Source organism: Plectonema radiosum NIES-515 (assembly GCF_025753815.1).
In the GTDB taxonomy this organism is placed as follows: Bacteria; Cyanobacteriota; Cyanobacteriia; order Cyanobacteriales; family Nostocaceae; genus Hassallia; species Hassallia radiosum_A.
The window spans coordinates 1-17,675 of the sequence record NZ_JAOWRF010000358.1 but is presented as its reverse complement, the minus strand read 5'-3'; the positions used below and the strand labels follow the sequence as shown (position 1 = coordinate 17,675).

The 17,675-nt window shown below is 41.5% G+C and carries 12 protein-coding genes; 6 read left to right on the top strand and 6 right to left on the bottom strand.

The genetic code is table 11. The features are described 5' to 3' along the window. Positions 1-113: 113 nt before the first annotated feature. On the bottom strand, positions 114-1,832 hold the full coding sequence (locus OGM63_RS25305) for a pentapeptide repeat-containing protein (protein ID WP_263748440.1): 1,719 nt from the start codon (positions 1,830-1,832) through the stop codon (positions 114-116). Between the two features lie 474 nt (positions 1,833-2,306). On the opposite strand from OGM63_RS25305, the gene OGM63_RS25300 reads away from it, so the two are divergent. Further along, positions 2,307-5,285, top strand: a complete 2,979-nt coding sequence (locus OGM63_RS25300; RefSeq protein ID WP_263748439.1) for a zinc-dependent metalloprotease — start codon at positions 2,307-2,309, stop codon at positions 5,283-5,285. A 256-nt stretch (positions 5,286-5,541) separates the two neighbouring features. Here the strand turns inward: OGM63_RS25300 and OGM63_RS25295 are convergent, their stop codons facing one another. Together OGM63_RS25295 and OGM63_RS25290 are read right to left on the bottom strand one after the other, a co-directional pair. After that, complete coding sequence (locus OGM63_RS25295) at positions 5,542-6,090, bottom strand: pentapeptide repeat-containing protein (protein WP_263748438.1); 549 nt, start codon at positions 6,088-6,090, stop codon at positions 5,542-5,544. A 261-nt stretch (positions 6,091-6,351) separates the two neighbouring features. Further along, the gene (locus OGM63_RS25290; RefSeq protein ID WP_263748437.1) at positions 6,352-7,317 is read right to left on the bottom strand and encodes an SGNH/GDSL hydrolase family protein; all 966 of its coding nucleotides are present in this window, start codon (positions 7,315-7,317) and stop codon (positions 6,352-6,354) included. Between the two features lie 336 nt (positions 7,318-7,653). Here OGM63_RS25290 and OGM63_RS25285 point away from each other — a divergent pair, with 336 nt between their 5' ends. Then, a complete protein-coding gene (locus tag OGM63_RS25285) occupies positions 7,654-7,794 on the top strand; it encodes a hypothetical protein (protein ID WP_039752672.1) in 141 nt (46 codons plus the stop codon). A gap of 456 nt (positions 7,795-8,250) precedes the next feature. Then, on the top strand, positions 8,251-11,142 hold the full coding sequence (locus tag OGM63_RS25280; protein ID WP_263748434.1) for a glycerol-3-phosphate acyltransferase: 2,892 nt from the start codon (positions 8,251-8,253) through the stop codon (positions 11,140-11,142). A gap of 13 nt (positions 11,143-11,155) precedes the next feature. Here OGM63_RS25280 and OGM63_RS25275 read toward each other — a convergent pair whose 3' ends face one another. From OGM63_RS25275 to OGM63_RS25265, 3 genes are read right to left on the bottom strand one after another with little or no spacing between them, the layout of a single operon-like run. Then, positions 11,156-12,424, bottom strand: coding sequence for a sensor histidine kinase (locus OGM63_RS25275; RefSeq protein WP_263748433.1), 1,269 nt, complete (start codon positions 12,422-12,424; stop codon positions 11,156-11,158). Between the two features lie 31 nt (positions 12,425-12,455). Continuing rightward, entirely contained in the window at positions 12,456-14,369 is a 1,914-nt protein-coding gene (locus OGM63_RS25270; protein ID WP_263748432.1) for an ATP-binding protein, read from the bottom strand. Positions 14,370-14,384: 15 nt separating this feature from the next. Further along, on the bottom strand, positions 14,385-14,591 hold the full coding sequence (locus OGM63_RS25265) for a hypothetical protein (RefSeq protein ID WP_263748431.1): 207 nt from the start codon (positions 14,589-14,591) through the stop codon (positions 14,385-14,387). 630 nt (positions 14,592-15,221) lie between these two features. Here OGM63_RS25265 and OGM63_RS25260 point away from each other — a divergent pair. The 3 genes from OGM63_RS25260 to OGM63_RS25250 all read left to right on the top strand — a co-directional run. Further along, positions 15,222-16,589: a CmpA/NrtA family ABC transporter substrate-binding protein gene (locus tag OGM63_RS25260; RefSeq protein WP_263748430.1), complete on the top strand. Its 1,368-nt coding sequence runs from the start codon at positions 15,222-15,224 to the stop codon at positions 16,587-16,589. A 103-nt stretch (positions 16,590-16,692) separates the two neighbouring features. Next, the gene (gene ntrB / locus OGM63_RS25255; protein ID WP_263748429.1) at positions 16,693-17,532 is read left to right on the top strand and encodes a nitrate ABC transporter permease; all 840 of its coding nucleotides are present in this window, start codon (positions 16,693-16,695) and stop codon (positions 17,530-17,532) included. After that, the coding region (locus tag OGM63_RS25250; protein WP_263748441.1) for a hypothetical protein at positions 17,493-17,675 on the top strand (183 nt) is incomplete at its 3' end. The genes ntrB and OGM63_RS25250, both read left to right, overlap by 40 nt.

Below are 17,675 nucleotides of genomic sequence, written 5' to 3'. Positions count from 1 at the left end.
CGTCGCGTAGACGGGGGTGTGGGTGGGAAGGCATCGAGGAGGGAGGGGAAGAGAGAATGGGGTAATTGTATCCATGTCTCTTTCTCTCCCCCTCTCCCCCTCTCCCCCTCATCTCACCCCAATCCCAGCTGTTGCTTTAACTCCTCTGGTACGTTAACTGCTGTATCTAACCCGCGCACACCTTGCCAGTATTGATTTTCATTCCAAGTCAACTGTTCTAAGTTAGCGTCACTAAGATCGGTATTGCCAAGAATGGCGTAGCTGAGGTTGCTATTACTGAGGTTGGCACTGCTGAAAATAGCACCGCTGAGGTTGCTACCACTGAGGTTGGCGCTGCTCAGGTTGGCACCGCTGAAGTCTGTACCAGAGAGTACAGCCTCACTCAGGTCAGCACCACTGAGGTCAGCATCGTTTAAAGTTACTCCACTCAAATCAGCTTGGTTGAGAGTCACTCCACTCAAATCGGTGTCGCTGAGGTCAGCACCTAAGAACATGACGCTGCTTAGGTTGGCATGATTTAGTTTGGCACCGTTGAGTTTGGCATAGCTGAGGTCAGCGGCAACAAGGACAGCATTGCTCAGGTTGGTGCTGAAAAGAATTGTGTCGCTGAGGTTAGTGCCGTTGAGTTTGGCGTTACTCAGGTTAGTACCGCTGAGGTCAGCGCGGCAAAGGTCGGCATGGTTGAGGTTGACCTCCTTCAGGTTGGCTTCGCTGAGGTTGGCACCAAAGAGAATGGCATCACAGAGGTTAGCGCGGTTGAGGTCAGCATCCCTAAGGTTAGTGCCACTCAAGTTTGCACCACTCAGGTTAGCATTGCTGAGGTTGGTGCCACTCAGGTCAGCGCTACTGAGATCAGCGCGGTTGAGGTTAGCATTGCTGAGGTTGGCACCGCTGAGGTTGGTGCTGCTGAGGTCAACACCGTTGAGGTTAGCATTGCTGAGGTTGGCACCGCTGAGGTTGGCATCGCCAAGGTTGGCATTGCTGAGGTTAGCATTGCTAAAGTTGACACCAGTTAGGTTGGCATCACCCAGGTAAGTGTTTTTCAGGTTGGCTTGGCTGAAGTTAGCATTAGTTAAGTTAGCATCGCAAAGGTAAGCACCGCTAAAGTTGCCGCCTCGAAGAAATTCCCCTACTATGTTGCTAAAATTGCCAATTTCAATGGCATCGCTATAGTTAATAATCCGCAGTAGTTGAGATGTGAAAAAATTTTCTTGACCTGGTTGGGAAGATGGATAAAAGTTAATTTTTTGCTTTAAGTCGTCTTTGGTCTGAGCATAACGGTGTAATTCTAAAAGCAAAATCATCACGTTTAGTCCGGTCTGTATGTCTATCTGTCGCAGTCCGACGGTAATGTTTTGTGCTTGCAACTGCAACATTTTTTTCTGTGGCAAGTTATCATCAGGTGCAGCATCGATAAATTCTCCGTGAGACCACCGGCGATAAAAATTTTCTAAACGCTGGAAAAGCGGAATTGGTCGAAATTCTTGATTGGTAGTGAGCAAGTTGATTGCTTGTTCGACTATTTCTGTTGTCAGCGTGGCGTTGCCGAAGATATTATAAATCTGCTCGTGTAGTTGGCGATCGCCTATATTAAAACTCAAACCACTACCTGCTTTTGTCCATTCTTCTAACCTTTTTTGCAGCTCTTCCGCAAATATAAATTCGTGCAAATTCTTTTGCGAAAACTCAATACTTTTATCTTGTTCTTTTATATTCTTTTTTAAAGGTAAAATTACTTCGGTTCCCACAGATGTTGTCGTTGGCATCTGTTGTAAATCCGTTAACTGAAGATAAGTTATCAAACGCTTCCAGACTTGAGACAAATGTGACATTTTTGTGTCCGTAGTTACTATACACCTACTGATGATTTCCCGAATACTTAAAGATTTTTGGTTGATTTGCTGATTATTATTTATTTTAGCTAGTATTATTTCGTACCATGATGCTTGAGGGAGTTCTAACTTGCTCTTCTTTTGGTTCAAAGTAAAATGTCAGATAGAAAAGTTTTTCCATTGTCAGTATACTTAATCGATTTAGTCAAATTGTTATACTTTTTTTCAGCATATTTCCAGATTCAATGTAAAAATAATACGTACTTTGTGCTACCAAGGCAATTGTTAGCACAAATACTACAGCAAAAAAAGTATAACAAAGCTAAAAATGTCAGTTAAAACTAAACAAAAAGCTTTTTGCTTGATATTAAGCAGCTAATGTAGTTTTTCATTGACATAAGCGACTTGAAGCAAGGTTGCTTCGGTTAAAAGAAACTAAAAATTAATTAGGGGTCACTTTCAGGAATGGTTCCAATGAACAGATTAAGGTTTTGTGTGATTTTGTTGTGTAGTTTGTCTCTATCAATAGCAAGCGTTAGCGCTAAGTCACCGTCTGTTAATGCGGTCGTTGACACCTTTGTTTTGGACAAAGGTACACTACCACAAAGATATAAGAAGACAGAAGTGACGGGTGTAGAGGCTTTTTCCCTTTCCACACCGCGTCAGTCTCAGAAAGCGAATGCTAATTTACACTATAAATTTGGACTACCGAAAGAACAAGTATGGGTAATCGAGAATAACAAACTTCCGTTGCGTCAACCTTTTATTTGGGTCGTAAAAGACAACAAAAAAGCTGCACAGCAACCTTTTTTACAAATCGGAAAAGTCGTTGATAAACCGGTTGAAAAGCCTAATAGTACCACCAAACCAACTAAAAAGGATGAATTACAACAATTTGATGAAGTAATTAAAGACACCCAAAAACAACAGGGACTGTTTACCCTTTACCGTAATAAAGACAAGAATAAAATTTATTTAGAAATAAAACCTGAGCAACTAAATAGAAATTATCTAGCCAATGCAACGCTAGAATCAGGAATTGGTGAACGCGGTATTTATAGTGGGATGCCTTTGCAAGATTTTTTATTTTACTTTGAACGGGTAAATAACAAGTTGCATTTTACCGTCCGCAATGTTAATTTTCGTACTCGTGAAGGAGATCCACAAGCGCGATCGCTTGCCCGTTCTTTTAGTGACTCGGTTCTCTACACCATCCCCATCAAAAGCATCAACTCCCAAAGCAAAACCATTCTCATCGACTTAAGCGACTTGCTACTTACCGACTTAGCGGGAGTATCTGCGAGTTTGGGAATCCCCGCTGATAAAGATGATTCCTATTTTGGTAGTGCTAAAGCCTTCCCGGCAAATATGGAAATTGAATCGATTTTAAATTTCATCGGCAGCGGGAGTAAGGACGAACCGACGGCGAATTTTGCTACACTACCTGATGACCGTGGCTTTACCCTGCGGGTGCATTACAGTATTTCCCAACTACCAGAAAACAACTATCAACCTAGGATAGCTGATGAACGTGTAGGTTATTTTATCACTGCTTATCAAGATTTATCTGACGACGATCGCGGCGATCCATTTGTCCGCTACATCAATCGCTGGAAGTTGGAAAAACAAAACCCCAATGCGGCAATCTCCCCACCGAAAAAACCGATTGTTTTTTGGATTGATAACGCCGTTCCTCTAGAATACCGCGATGCCATTAAAGAAGGCGTTCTCATGTGGAATAAAGCCTTTGAAAAAGCCGGATTCCAAGATGCGATTCAAGTACAGCAAATGCCCGATAACGCCACTTGGGACCCGGCAGATATCCGCTACAATACTATTCGTTGGATTAACACCGTAGATGGATATTTTGCCCTCGGACCATCCCGCGTCAACCCGCTAACTGGCGAAATTTTAGACGCTGATATTTTAGTAGACGCTAGCTTTATCCGCGCCCTCAAAAAAGATTATCGCGATATTGTCCAACCCAGTCAAGAAGGAAGCCGTACTTCTTTATCAGCATTCATGCAAAATCGTTTGCTTTGTGCAAATGGTTTAGAAGCTAAAGATATTCCCAACCAAAAGCCGCAACAAAGTAAATTGTTAAATCGTTTATCGAAAATGGCAGGCGAGTATGATTTATGCTATGGCTTAGAAGCTGCGAATCAGTTTGCGATTGGAACAACAGCGATGTCACTGTTGCAAAACACACCACCGACTAGCGAACAAGTAAAAGATTATATCCATCAATATATACGCTTAATTATTGCTCACGAAGTTGGACACACTCTCGGTTTACGTCACAACTTCCGTGGTAGTACTTTGCTGCCTCCAGAAGAATTGAACAATACTAAAATCACTCGCAGCAGAGGTTTAACTACCTCGGTAATGGATTATATTCCCCCAAATCTCGCACCGACCGGGGTGAAGCAGGGAGATTATTTTCCAAATATGGTGGGAGTTTATGATGAATGGGCAATTAAGTACGGCTACACATCAATTCAAGCAGCTAATCCCGTAGCGGAAAAACCAGCATTGAGCGCGATCGCACAACAATCTAACAAGCCTGAGTTAAGTTATTCTACTGATGAGGATGTGTCTGACCTCGACCCGACTGCCGATGCTTGGGATAATAGTAGTAATGTGCTGCTTTATTCGCAGTGGCAGTTAGAAAATTCTCGTGTGATGTGGGATAGGTTAAATAAGCGTTATCCGTTAACCGGCGATAGTTATAGTGACGTGACAGACCGCTTTAGTACGGTATTAAGTAACTATTTTCAGAATATTTATTATACTACAAAATACATTGGTGGTCAGTCTTTTTACCGAGTAAAAGGAGGCGATAGCCAAGGCAGATTGCCGTTTGAACCAGTAACGGTAGAAAAGCAACGGCAAGCGTTAGCGACGTTACAACAATATATGTTTGCAGAAAATGCCCTTTCCTTCTCGCCGGAACTACTGAATAAATTAGCACCATCAAGGTGGCGACATTGGGGTAGTAAAACTCGTACTGGGCGTTTGGATTATCCGATACACGATTTGATATTAAACATGCAGAGTATGGTGTTGCGAGAATTGCTATCAAGCGATCGCATTTCCCGACTCACCGATATTGAACTTAAAAGTCCTCCTGGGAAAGCTTTGACTTTGCCTGAACTATTTGATACTTTGCAAAATGGCATCTGGACGGAAGTTCTCACTCCAAACGGCAAACAAATGAAAATTACCAGTTTGCGCCGAGGTTTGCAACAAGAATATCTCAATTTGTTGACAGCGATGGTGTTGCGAAAACAACGAGTACCAGATGATGCGCGAACAATGGCATGGTATAAGTTAAAGCAATTGCAAGAAAAGCTGAATGGGGCAGATTCAAAAGACGAATATACGAAAGCGCACTTATTACAAACACGCGATCGCATCGATAAAGTCTTAAACGCTCCATTGCAAGGAAATTAACCGTTGCTGAATCTGGATGTAGAGACGCGAAATTTCGTTGGATGTAGAGACGCGAAATTTCGTTGGATGTAGAGACGCGAAATTTCGTTGGATGTAGAGACGCGAAATTTCGCGTCTCTACAACGATTTTGACATCACGCACAATCATTTTCATACATCGTAAAGACGTTCCTTTCGTAACGTCTCTACGACGGTAGGTATGTTTTTTATCGTTCCTGCGCTCTGACTGGTAACGAGAGAAACCCCACCCGTAAAATCAGCAACCACCAGCCCATGTCACCCATTTGTGAGATAAGCCTACATGCATCATTGAACCAGTAATTTCTTGTTCAGTGATGGTTGCTCCATTTATATTTGTGCCATTGAATTCAGCTTCATTCAAATTACTACCAATCAAATTTGCCCTTTGAAGATTGGCTCCACTTAAATCTGCCCCACTCAATTCTGCCTCGCTGAGGTTAGCTCCAATCAAGTTTGCCTGCACTAAATTTGCACTCCGCAAATCAGCGCGACTCAAGTTAGTTCCCTCCAAGTTTACCTTAATCAGGTCTGCCCCAATAAAGTTTACCTCACTCAAATTAGCATCCTTTAAGTTGGCTCCATTTAGGTCTGCATCAGTTAAGTTTGACCGACTCAAATCGGCTCCACTTAAATCGGCTCGACTGAGGTCGGCTCCACTCAAATCAGCTCCACCTAAATTTACACCTCTCAAATCCACATCAGAAAGGTTTGCTTGATGCAAATTTGCTCCGTTGAAATTTCGTTCTCCCGCTGCATATTGGCTCAGGAGTTTGTTAGTATCCATTTTATTTGCCTCGCCATGTCTACAGGTAATATAAATAACCCTCAAACCACACCGAAGACATCAAGAAAAATTGAGAAATTTCGTAGTGAGCGATTTATCGCTCAATTTAAAGCGCAAAGAGCGCTTACTACGAACTAATATAAACTAGTATTCTTATCTTGCTAGAGTTTCTCTGTTATTGATCGTTTACTTCATGGAAATATATATCAACACCCTTAGACGTTCGGTCCGGAACCTCTCTACAAACATGTTGCCATGAAATCAAGCTTGATGTGGTGTACCATCTCCCAATAACTCAAGAAGCTTAAGCTCAATTTTCTCTCTCACAAGCTGGTTGCCTTGTAAATTGAAGTGAATGTGGTCTTGATATATAGCTTTTGGCTCTTTGATGGCGTTGAATGTCGGGAGAAAATCTATATAAGTAATTTGCTGCGCTTCGGTAAAATCTTTAAGTCGTTGACGTGCGGTAATTTCATAATCGCGTGAACCTGGTTTCCCAATTTCTCGCAGTAAGGGAGTCATCACCAAGAGAAATTGGCAGTTATTTTCGCGAGTCAGAGCTTGAATTTTGCTAATTGCTTCAAGATTAATCCCGACGCGATCGCCTTTCTCGTCTTGTACTGCTTGTAGTTCCGGAATTAACTTTTGTTTTGTCACATATCGTTCAAATACTTCCACCAACGCCAAAGCTGGTTTACTATCTGGATAGTTGCGATCGCGTCCTACTGGTAAAGATGTCGGAGCCGTAGCAAACAAATCGTCGGTATTAATTAGTAACACTATCGCCTGAGCATTGAAAGTTCCAAACTGCTGCAAATAGGCTAATTCATTTCTCGGACCCCAAGAGTTGGCTGAAGCATTCAGCACTTCCATTTCCTGATATTTACTGATATTTTTTGCCCTCAAAGAGCGCATCATCAAGCTAGAAATTGTATTATCTTGGTCTGTCCACCAGCCACCATTGGCGATAGAATCGCCTAACAGCAGCACCCGCATTGAGGATGAAGCAGTCTTTTCGATTGGTGCACTTCGCATGGAATACTGATTAATTTCAATGCGATTACCAAAACGACGAGTACGCTGATTTGGTGCTAACAAATAACCAATTCTATCATCACCGATGTAAATTAGAGGATTGCCAAAACCAAAGAGCGATCGCAGCCCTACTTCTATCATCACAAACAGTGCGGCTATTACCGTCAAAATTATTATCAGCGCAACTTTCACCTTTCAACGCCCTCAAAAGATTCTCACAAAAGCAACAAAGTAATAAATTTTACCAAAAAAATGGAAAAACGAGTTACGATATGTACTTAATTAACTCAATATTCATTGTCGAACATTTTAAGTGTATTTACGTAGGATTTATCTTTGAAAATAAATTGAATCAGTCACAAAATCTTATCAGCCTTCATTTATGTCTAAAGGCATAAGTAATATTATTGATGTAAATTTTGCCCAGCTATGGTGAAAATTAATTTAAGTTTAGTTGCATCTGCAAATATAAAGACTACAATCAAAGCGGGCAAATGAGCACGCTTATCAAAGGAGGCGCACACTGCTATGTCCGACTTAAACCGAGGAATCATGAAGTTTAAGGGCGCAGATTCTCCAAAAGCGGTAACTATCTCTACCGTGCTGCTTTTGGGGTCGATCGCTGCTCTAATTATTTGGGCGCTGCAAGCTGCCTATGCGATAAACTAAGGATATTAACAGCTGTTGAGGGACACTGGCAAGGAAAGGCGCACCAAATTTCTTTGGACTAATCTATCTTTGTGTTAAGTGTTCCTCACCAGCTATTTAAAACGCTCTGAAAATAATTTATAAAAATATTATATTTTCGAGTTGAAATTTCACATATAAGAAGTTAAATCTGGCTATTGTCAAAACAGGGTGTGAAATGTATCCTAGATGTGACCGACAGAGGAACCCAATCAAACGTCAAGGTACGCGTCTAAATATATTGTTTTTAAATTACTTATAGTACTTAACTTAAGTATCAGCCCCAAAGTATTTATATTTATTAATTAATGTAACTGTTATAGGCAAAGGCATCCAAAATTTTAGATGCATCTGCCCTTGGTTTCTATACGAAAAAATCGCCTTGATTCAAGGCACAAAGAGCTAAGAAAGCTATAAATCTCAAACCCACAATGTACAATGCTTGAACTCTGGGGTGCCTTAATTGTTTTAATTGTCTGCCCCCTCCTGGGGGCACTACCGCTAATTGACTGGATTACCCAAGCTTTAAAAGGGCGGCAATTAGCACACGTAGGTACTGGTAATATTAGTGTTTCCGCCGCATTTTATCACGGTGGCAGACTAGTAGGAATTCTGGCGGTATTGTCAGAAGCATTGAAAGGAATTGCCGCTGTCTTACTTACCCGTGCTTTCTTTAAAGAAGGATCGGCTTGGGAATTGATTGCCCTAATTGCCTTAGTATTAGGACGATACTGGGTAGGAAAAGGGGCAGGAACGACAAATGTTGTTTGGGGATTTGCGGTACACGATCCGCTGGTAGCTGGATTTGTGCTTTTTCTGGTAACTATTACTTTTAGTGTTGTTCGCAACAGAGAATTAGGAAAATATGGAGTTTTGGTATTGTTTCCTTTAATTGTCACACTTTTGCACGCTGAGGATTTACCGAAAATCATCGCTGCTGTCGCTTTAGCGGTGTTACTTGGGTGGATTTATAAACGAATTCCGGATGATTTAAATTTACCAACCGAAAACGCAGAAAAAAATTCTAAAGCAGCTTTAGAATTTTTTCGCGGGGAGACAAATATTGCTTCTTTAGATGACGATTTGGATGGTGCTTTATTCGGACAAAAAGCAGCTACTTTATCTCAAGTTAAGCGCTGGGGTTATCCAGTGCCAAAAGGGTGGGTACTGGCGCCAAAAGACGACGCAGAAGCATTAGTAGAGATTATGTATCCTTCAGAATTATCGCCTCTGGTGGTGCGTTCCTCGGCGATTGGGGAAGACTCAGAACAAGCTTCTGCTGCCGGACAATATGAAACAATTTTAAATGTTACCAACAAACAAGAGTTGCGAAAAGCGATCGCTCGCACTCAAGCTTCTTACAACGATGCATCTGCCATGCAATATCGACGCGATCGCGGTTCACAAGAAGCCGCAATGGCAGTGCTGGTTCAACAACAAGTCCAAAGTGTTTATTCTGGTGTAGCTTTCAGCCGCGATCCGATTACTCGACAAGGAGACGCGATCGTCATTGAAGCTTTACCAGGAAGTCCAACGCAAATCGTTTCCGGACGAGTCACACCAGAACAATATCGCGCTTTTGTTGTTGAAACCGAAAATTTTAAGTTTGTGCAATTAGAAGGCACAGGACTTGTACCACAAGCTTTACTTAAACAAGTCGCTTACTTATGCCGACATTTAGAAGAACGTTTTCACGGCATTCCCCAAGATATCGAGTGGAGTTATGACGGTCAAACTCTTTGGATATTACAAGCACGACCGATCACCACCTTACTACCAATTTGGACTCGCAAAATCGCCGCCGAAGTAATTCCTGGATTGATTCGTCCTTTAACTTGGTCGATTAATCGTCCATTAACTTGCGGAGTTTGGGGAGAACTTTTTACAATCGTTTTAGGCGATCGCGCTGAAGGATTAGACTTTAAAGAAACTGCTACACTTCATTATTCAAGAGCTTATTTTAATGCATCCCTCTTAGGGCAGATTTTTTTAAGAATGGGTTTACCACCGGAAAGTTTGGAATTCTTAACCAGGGGTTCCAAGATGAGTAAACCACCTTTGGATTCCACCTTCAAGAATCTACCCGGACTAGCGAAGTTACTCAGACGGGAATTAAATTTAGAAAAAGACTTTAAGCGCGATTATCACAGACGCTTTGTGCCTGGTTTGTCGCAGTTGACGCAAGAATTTATCGATGACTTCGATCCGCCAAAGCTGTTAAATAGAATTGACTTCATTTTAGTATTGCTTCGCCTGGGGACTTATTACAGTATTTTAGCACCCTTGAGCGCAGCGCTGCGCCAAGGTATTTTTCGGGTGAAAGATGGCAAAATTGACAACAGCGTCACACCAGAAGTAGCAGCAATGCGATCGCTGAGTGCATTAGCCGCAGATGCCAAACAGGTATTACCTAAAGTCGAACCACAGCAGGTATTTGAGCAATTAGCACCAACCCCAGAAGGGCAGAAAATTTTACAAAAGTTCGACGAATTGCTTCAAGATTACGGCTACTTAAGTGAAGTCGGGACTGATATTGCCGTTCCCACGTGGAAGGAAGATCCCCAAGCGATAAAGCAGTTATTTGTACAGTTGATGCAAGACAACCAACCGCTGATAGACAATTTAGAAGGAATTTATCGTCCGCGAAAACAAAAGAAAAAGCGAGGATTTGTGCAACGGCGCGTGGATCTCAAAGGACGAGTTACTGAGGTATACTCGCGCTTGTTAGGTGAGTTGCGCTGGTGCTTTTTGGCTTTGGAGAAGATTTGGTTAGAAGCTGGCTTGTTGAAGGAAAAAGGGGATATCTTTTTTCTGGAATTGAATGAAGTGCGGCAATTGATCGAGGATTGGGATGCTCGATTGATTTCCCAGTTGCAAGACTCAGTGCTAGTTAGGCGATCGCAACTCACAGAAGACAGTCAATTAAATCAAATACCTCTTTTAGTTTACGGCAATGCTCCCCCCGTGCCGCTAGCTTTTTCTCAGCTCACCTCCGATCAAATATTACAAGGCATTCCCGCTAGTCATGGACAAGCCGAGGGAAGAGTCAAGGTGTTGCGGAATTTACAAGATATACCAGAGATTGACCGGAATACGATACTGGTAGTACCTTACACTGACTCTGGCTGGGCACCGCTATTAGTTAGAGCCGGCGGATTAATTGCCGAAGCTGGTGGCAGATTATCTCACGGGGCCATCGTCGCTCGTGAATATGGTATACCAGCCGTGATGGATGTCCGTGGTGCTACCTGGTTGCTCCAAGATGGTCAGCGAGTCAGAATCGATGGCTATCGCGGCATTGTGGAATTATCTAATGATTTAAGACCCTAGGGGTGCGATCGCGTTAGTAAGTTGGAATTGCGATCGTAAACTCGGTTCCTATACCAGGTTGAGAACTCACCTCCAATGTGCCATTGTGTTTTTTGACCACAATTTGATAGGCTATGGACAAGCCAAGTCCAGTGCCTTTACCAATAGGTTTGGTGGTAAACAACGGCTCAAATAGTCGTTGTTTTAGCCGCTCAGGAACACCAATCCCATTGTCACCAATTTTAATTACAACCATTTGTTGAGAATTTATTTCTGTTGCAATTTTAATTTGAGGAATTTGATTGCTCATTTTCCCTTGCGTTATAGCTTCATCAAGAGCATCAATTGCATTTGCCAGAATGTTCATAAATACTTGATTCATCTGTCCTATATAGCAGTTGACTTTTGGTAATTTTCCATAACTCTTACTAACTTCAATACGGGGACGATCGCCATTGCCCTTAAGGCGGTGTTGTAAAATCATTAACGTACTATCCAATCCTAAGTGCAAATCTACAAATAATTTTGTATCACTATCCGAGCGAGAGAAAGTACGCAGCGAAGTAGAAAGGAGCTGAATTCGTTCAGATCCTAGCTGGAATGAACTCAAAATTTTTGTTAGGTCTTGGAGAAGGAAGTTCAGATCCAAGTCTTCAATAAAAGTAGTAATTTTGGCTGTTGGGTTTGGATACTCTTGTTCATAGAGTCGGAGAAGCTCAGTTACTCCGGCAATGTATTCCTTTAAAGGGGGGATATTGTTGGTGATAAAGCTGATGGGATTGTTCATTTCGTGGGCAATACCAGCAATTAACTCTCCCAATGTTGAGAGTTTTTCTTGCTGCACCAGTTGGACTTGGGTTTCTTGCAAAGCAATAGTGCGATCGCTGACTTGTTGTTCCAAAGATTCATTCAGTAGTTTGAGTCGTAAATGCACCCGTACTCTGGCAATGACTTCCTCCTGGGCAAACGGTTTGGGGATATAGTCTACTGCACCAAGGGAAAATCCCTTAGTTTTGCTATCTATATCTGCTAAGGCAGTGGTAAAAATAATTGGAATGTGCTGCGTAACAGGATTGGCTTTCAGACGACGACAGGTTTCAAATCCATTAATACCTGGCATTTGTACATCCAGCAAAATTAAGTCTGGTTGATTGCGTTCAACTTGAGCGATCGCACTTTCTCCATCGACTGCAACACGGAAACGCAACCCCTCACTACCCAGCGCTTCCGATAGGACAGACAAATTGGTCGGATTATCATCCACAATTAAAACAAATCCCTTATTTGAAATATTGGTCATCATGTGTGTGTAAATAAAGTTTAGTTACCCCTCATTAATTAATATGTTGTTGAATAAAAGTTTCCAAACGTTTGAGTTGAAAGTTACTAGCTAACTGGAAAATTTGTCGGGCAAAAGCGCTTAACTGCTCATCAAATATAGAAAGATCCTGAGCCATTTCTAAAATCTTTTGAATGTCGCCCTCTTGTGCCAGTTCTAGTAATTGTTGTAAAATCTCCTTAGTCGGAGGAACTATCTCAACTGGACGAGATGAACTATCTATATTAGTTTTATTGATTGTGTTTGTCTTCTTTTCATACACCCATTCCAGTTGCAAAAATTGTCGCAGCATTTCCAGCAGTGTTTCAGCTTCTATCGGCTTTGGTAGAAATGCATCTGCACCAACATCAATACTCTTACACTGGTCAGCGGCAAACACGCTGGCTGATGAAGCGATGATAGGTATCTCTTTAAATTGGCTAGTACATCGCAAACTTTTAATGAACTCAAATCCATCCATCACAGGCATAACTAAGTCAGTGATAATCAAGTCTAGTTTGTGGACTTTTAATTGTTCCCATCCTTCTTGACCCTGACTAGCTTCTACAACAGTAAACCCCACAGGCTCTAATAAATTTACAATGACTGAGCGGTTTTCCCACTTGTCATCCGCAATCAAAATAGTCCGCTTTTGCCCTTGATAACCAGTAATCATTCCCCGCTCAACTATTCTGGAAACCTTTGCCCAGTCTTTAGATTCTCCCAACTCAGCTTCAAACCAGAAGGTGCTACCTTTGCCAAATTCACTTTGTACCTGAATTTGACTACCCATCAATGAAACAATTTTTTGGCTGATTGCTAATCCTAAACCTGTACCTTCGGTTTGTCGTTTCTGATTTCCTACTTGCTCAAAGGGAAGAAAGATTTTCTCGGCTTGGTCAGGGGTGATACCCGTGCCGGTATCTACTACTTCAAAGCGAATTGTGTATGTCATTTGTCCACGATCATTTGATGCTTGGTTAATGACTTTAACCTGAAAATTGACGCTGCCTTGATGAGTAAATTTAATGGCATTACCAAGCAAGTTGATCAGTACTTGCCGCAAGCGTTTTTCATCAGCACGAATCCCTGTTGGTAAATCGGGGTCAAGTTGAAGATAAAATCCGATCACCTTTTGTTCGGCGCGGATGCGACAAATTTCACTTACACTGTCTAGAAACGCAGGTAAGTAAAAATCAATCGGATTCAGTTCTAGCTTCCGAGCTTCAATTTTGGAAAGATCCAAGACATCATTAATTAGGGTTAATAAATGAGAACCACATTGGTAAATAATGCCGATTCCTTTGCTTCCTTTCTCACTTAAAGCTTCTGTGCGTTGGAGGATTTGTGTATAGCCGAGGATGCCGTTAAGGGGTGTGCGTAGCTCATGACTCATATTTGCGAGAAATTCACTCTTGGCTTGGCTGGAGTTTTGAGCGATTTCCTCAGCAAGGCGTAATTCTTGCTCGATCCGCTTGCGCTCTACAATTTCACTTGTAAGCACTCTATTGATAGCTTCTAACTGGGCAGGGCTGGGTAGTGTCAGTGCTTGAGGCATGAGATAAACTAAGGCAAATGCCGTATACATAGAAATCATGGCAGTTAAAGCTTTTAAGCCACCTGCAATCCAGTAATTTGGATGCCAAAGCGTCCAAATATCCATTAAGTGTCCAGTACCGCAGGCAATGATAAAAGCACCAAATAACAGAAAGACCCCGTTGAAAGGAACGTCTTTGCGCTTGGAAGTAAAGTAGATCAGTAGAAAGGGAATAGAATAATAGGCTAGGGCGATGGTGGCATCAGAAATAATGTGCAGCCACACTAGTCCAGTTTTCCAGAGATAACAATGCCCGTGTGGGACAAAACCGTTTGAGTAGAAAGGATATTCTAAAAATGCCAACATGATGCTTTCTGGTTGCTGGATTTGCAATATATATCTGTAATCTCAGTATTCCCAAATAATCAACCCGGATTTATCACAAGCGAACAGTTCGTAGTCACTTTTTTTTGACTCGTAAACTACACCATACTCACTCATGTAGTTTATACTCCAATTCCCGAAGCTCCCAGCAGTCTTTTGTAGACCACAAGCTGCGATAAAATTTTGTAACTCCGCGATCGCAGTCCCCACTCCCCTAGGGAGTGTTGCCATTTGGAGATACTGGTTTATTTATGTTTGATATTTTACTTAGGTGACTTGCGTGCAATGACCAACAAACGAACCGCACTACTATCGCAGAGTCCACGAGGAATAAGAGTTTTAGAGGTATTTTGCGTAAGTCTTAACTTATATACTCATCCATATTCTCTCGTATTTTTTTTCTCATCAAATAGGATTCTTATATTTTGATTAAAAACCCATAAATACGGCATCAAAGCATTGATTCCTAGTCTAAAAGTAATAATTATCATAAAGAAAAAGCTATATATTAAAAAAAATTCCGGCATTTGCGAGTGAACTATAAGTAAAAATCTATGGTTGTAATCTAATATTTATTTAATAATTACAGTTTAAAAGATATCAATTTGGCATTAAAACCTGTAAACTATTTTCAACAACGTCAGTGATCCCCAAACATCACATCTATCTAAAAAGCAATAAATAAATTAACCACAGTTTGTCTTTAAGCAGTTGAACTAATATTTTCTACTGGAAAAAGCGCAGATATGCTTATTAGTTATAGCTGAAAATTGCCATTGAAAATCCCAGAAACATAAGATTGTTTCTCTGCTTAAATTGTCGTACTTAAAAAGAAGAAAGTTCCCACTGAAGGAGATATATATGACGGATTTTTTTAATCAATTTTCTCGCCGCAAATTTATATTAACAGCGGGAGCCTCTGCGGGTGCTGTATTCCTCAAAGGCTGTTTGGGAAATCCCCCCGCAAGCATTACAGGTAAAAGTGTAGAAGCACAGCCAGCGGCTCAACCTGTTGCCAATTTAACTCCAGACCAAACACCAGAAACGACTACAGTTAAGTTAGGATATATTCCAATTGTCGAAGCTGCTCCGTTAATTATTGCCAAAGAAAAAGGCTTTTTTGCGAAGTATGGCATGACGAATGTTGACCTTGCCAAACAAGCTTCTTGGGGTGCAGCACGGGACAATGTAGAAATTGGTTCAGCAGGTGGTGGGATTGATGGTGGACAATGGCAAATGCCAATGCCGCATTTAATTAGCGAAGGTTTAATTACCAAAGGTAATAAAAAAATTCCTATGTATGTGTTGTGTCAATTAGTTACACATGGGAATGCAATTGCGATCGCTAACAAGCACCTAGGCAAAGGTATTAGTTTGCAACTTACCGGCGCTAAGTCTTTATTTACCAAACTCAAATCTTCAACACCTTTCACCGCAGCATTTACCTTTCCCCATGTCAACCAAGATTTGTGGATTCGTTACTGGTTAGCTGCCGGCGGTTTAGATCCGGATGCAGATGTCAAATTGCTGACAGTACCGGCAGCCCAAACTGTTGCCAACATGAAGACTGGAACGATGGATGCCTTTAGTACGGGTGATCCTTGGCCCAATCGTCTTGTTAAAGACAAAATTGGCTTTATGGCAGCATTAACCGCAGAAATTTGGAAGAATCACCCCGAAGAATACTTTGCCATGAAAGGCGAGTGGGTTGACAAAAATCCTAAAGCAACCAAAGCAATTTTAAAAGGAATTATGGCGGCTCAACAATGGTTAGATAATTTTGATAACCGGAAAGAAGCGTCTCAAATTCTCGGTAGCAGAAATTATTTTAATCTTCCTGCGGAAATTTTGATAGAACCATTCCAAGGTAAGTATGACATGGGCGATGGTCGCAAAATTGATGATAAATCAATGGCGGCTTACTATTGGAAAGATGAAAAAGGTAGTGTTTCTTATCCCTATAAGAGTCATGATTTATGGTTTATTACTGAAAATGTTCGTTGGGGATTTTTGCCAAAAGATTACTTGACGAAAGCTAAAGCATTAATCGATAAAGTAAATCGCGAAGATATTTGGAAAGAAGCTGCAAAAGAAGCTGGAATTGCCGCTGCTGATATTCCCACAAGTACTTCCCGTGGGGTGGAAGAATTTTTTGACGGGGTTAAGTTTGACCCTGAGAAGCCAGAAGAATATCTCAGAAGTTTGAAGATTAAGAAGGTTAGTGTTTAGGGAAATAATAGCCCGGACGACTGGAAGTCGCGGCTATACAAACGAAGTCTGCCTACGCAGACTATAAGAAAGAAAGAAAGAAATTAAGAGGAGAATACAGACAATGACAATAGCTCAAAAACGTCCGGCTGGTGCAACGTTAGATAATAGCTTTGTATCTCGGTTGAAAAAACAATTACCTAACCTGATACCTCCGGCTACTGCGATCGCTATCTTTTTAATTATCTGGCAATTATTTGCTTTTATTCCTGGCGCAACTTTACCGGGTCCGATACAGGTTGTACAAGATACTTGGATATTGATTTTCTGGCCATTTTATGATAACGGTGGAATCGATAAGGGCTTGTTTTGGCAGATTTTAGCCAGTTTAAAAAGAGTTGCGATTAGCTATACCTTAGCGGCAATTGTTGGTATTGGTTTGGGCGTTTTGATCGGTGTTAATCAAACAATGTCCAAAGCTTTAGATCCCATCTTTCAGCTACTGCGGACTGTACCACCTTTGGCTTGGGTGCCGATTTCGTTAGCAGCTTTGCGACAAAACGAACCTGCTGCTTTATTCGTAATTTTCATCACCGCAATTTGGCCCATTTTAATTAACACTGCTGTCGGTGTAACTCAAATTCCCCAAGATTACAACAACGTCGCAAAAGTTCTGCAACTTAGCCGCAAAGAATATTTCACAAACATTTTAATTCCATCGGCTTTACCTTATATTTTTACCGGATTGAGAATAGCGATCGGTTTGGCTTGGTTAGCGATTATTGCAGCCGAAATCGTGATGTCCGGTATTGTCGGGATTGGCTTTTTCATCTGGAATGCTTATCAAAATAACAATGTAAGTGAAGTTATTTTGGCTCTAGTTTATATCGGCGTTGTCGGTCTGGTGCTAGATAAACTCATGGGTTGGATTCAAAACAAGATTTTACCAGCAGAACAGAAGTAAGACAAGGGGACAAGGGGACAAGGGGACAAGGAGGACAAGGAGGACAAGGAGGACAAGGAGGACAAGGGGACAAGGATGACAAGATAAATTTTCTTCTCCCTTGTCTCCCCCCACTCCCTTGTCTCCCCCCACTCCCTTGTCTC

Excerpts from the sequence above, each read along its gene's own strand:
- OGM63_RS25305 (WP_263748440.1), bottom strand. The coding sequence starts at position 1,832 with ATGTCACATTTGTCTCAAGTCTGGAAGCGTTTGATAACTTATCTTCAG.
- OGM63_RS25265 (WP_263748431.1), bottom strand. The coding sequence starts at position 14,591 with ATGGCAACACTCCCTAGGGGAGTGGGGACTGCGATCGCGGAGTTACAA.
- OGM63_RS25285 (WP_039752672.1), top strand. The coding sequence starts at position 7,654 with ATGTCCGACTTAAACCGAGGAATCATGAAGTTTAAGGGCGCAGATTCT.
- OGM63_RS25275 (WP_263748433.1), bottom strand. The coding sequence starts at position 12,424 with ATGATGACCAATATTTCAAATAAGGGATTTGTTTTAATTGTGGATGAT.
- OGM63_RS25295 (WP_263748438.1), bottom strand. The coding sequence starts at position 6,090 with ATGGATACTAACAAACTCCTGAGCCAATATGCAGCGGGAGAACGAAAT.
- OGM63_RS25300 (WP_263748439.1), top strand. The coding sequence starts at position 2,307 with ATGAACAGATTAAGGTTTTGTGTGATTTTGTTGTGTAGTTTGTCTCTA.
- OGM63_RS25280 (WP_263748434.1), top strand. The coding sequence starts at position 8,251 with ATGCTTGAACTCTGGGGTGCCTTAATTGTTTTAATTGTCTGCCCCCTC.
- ntrB (WP_263748429.1), top strand. The coding sequence starts at position 16,693 with ATGACAATAGCTCAAAAACGTCCGGCTGGTGCAACGTTAGATAATAGC.
- OGM63_RS25260 (WP_263748430.1), top strand. The coding sequence starts at position 15,222 with ATGACGGATTTTTTTAATCAATTTTCTCGCCGCAAATTTATATTAACA.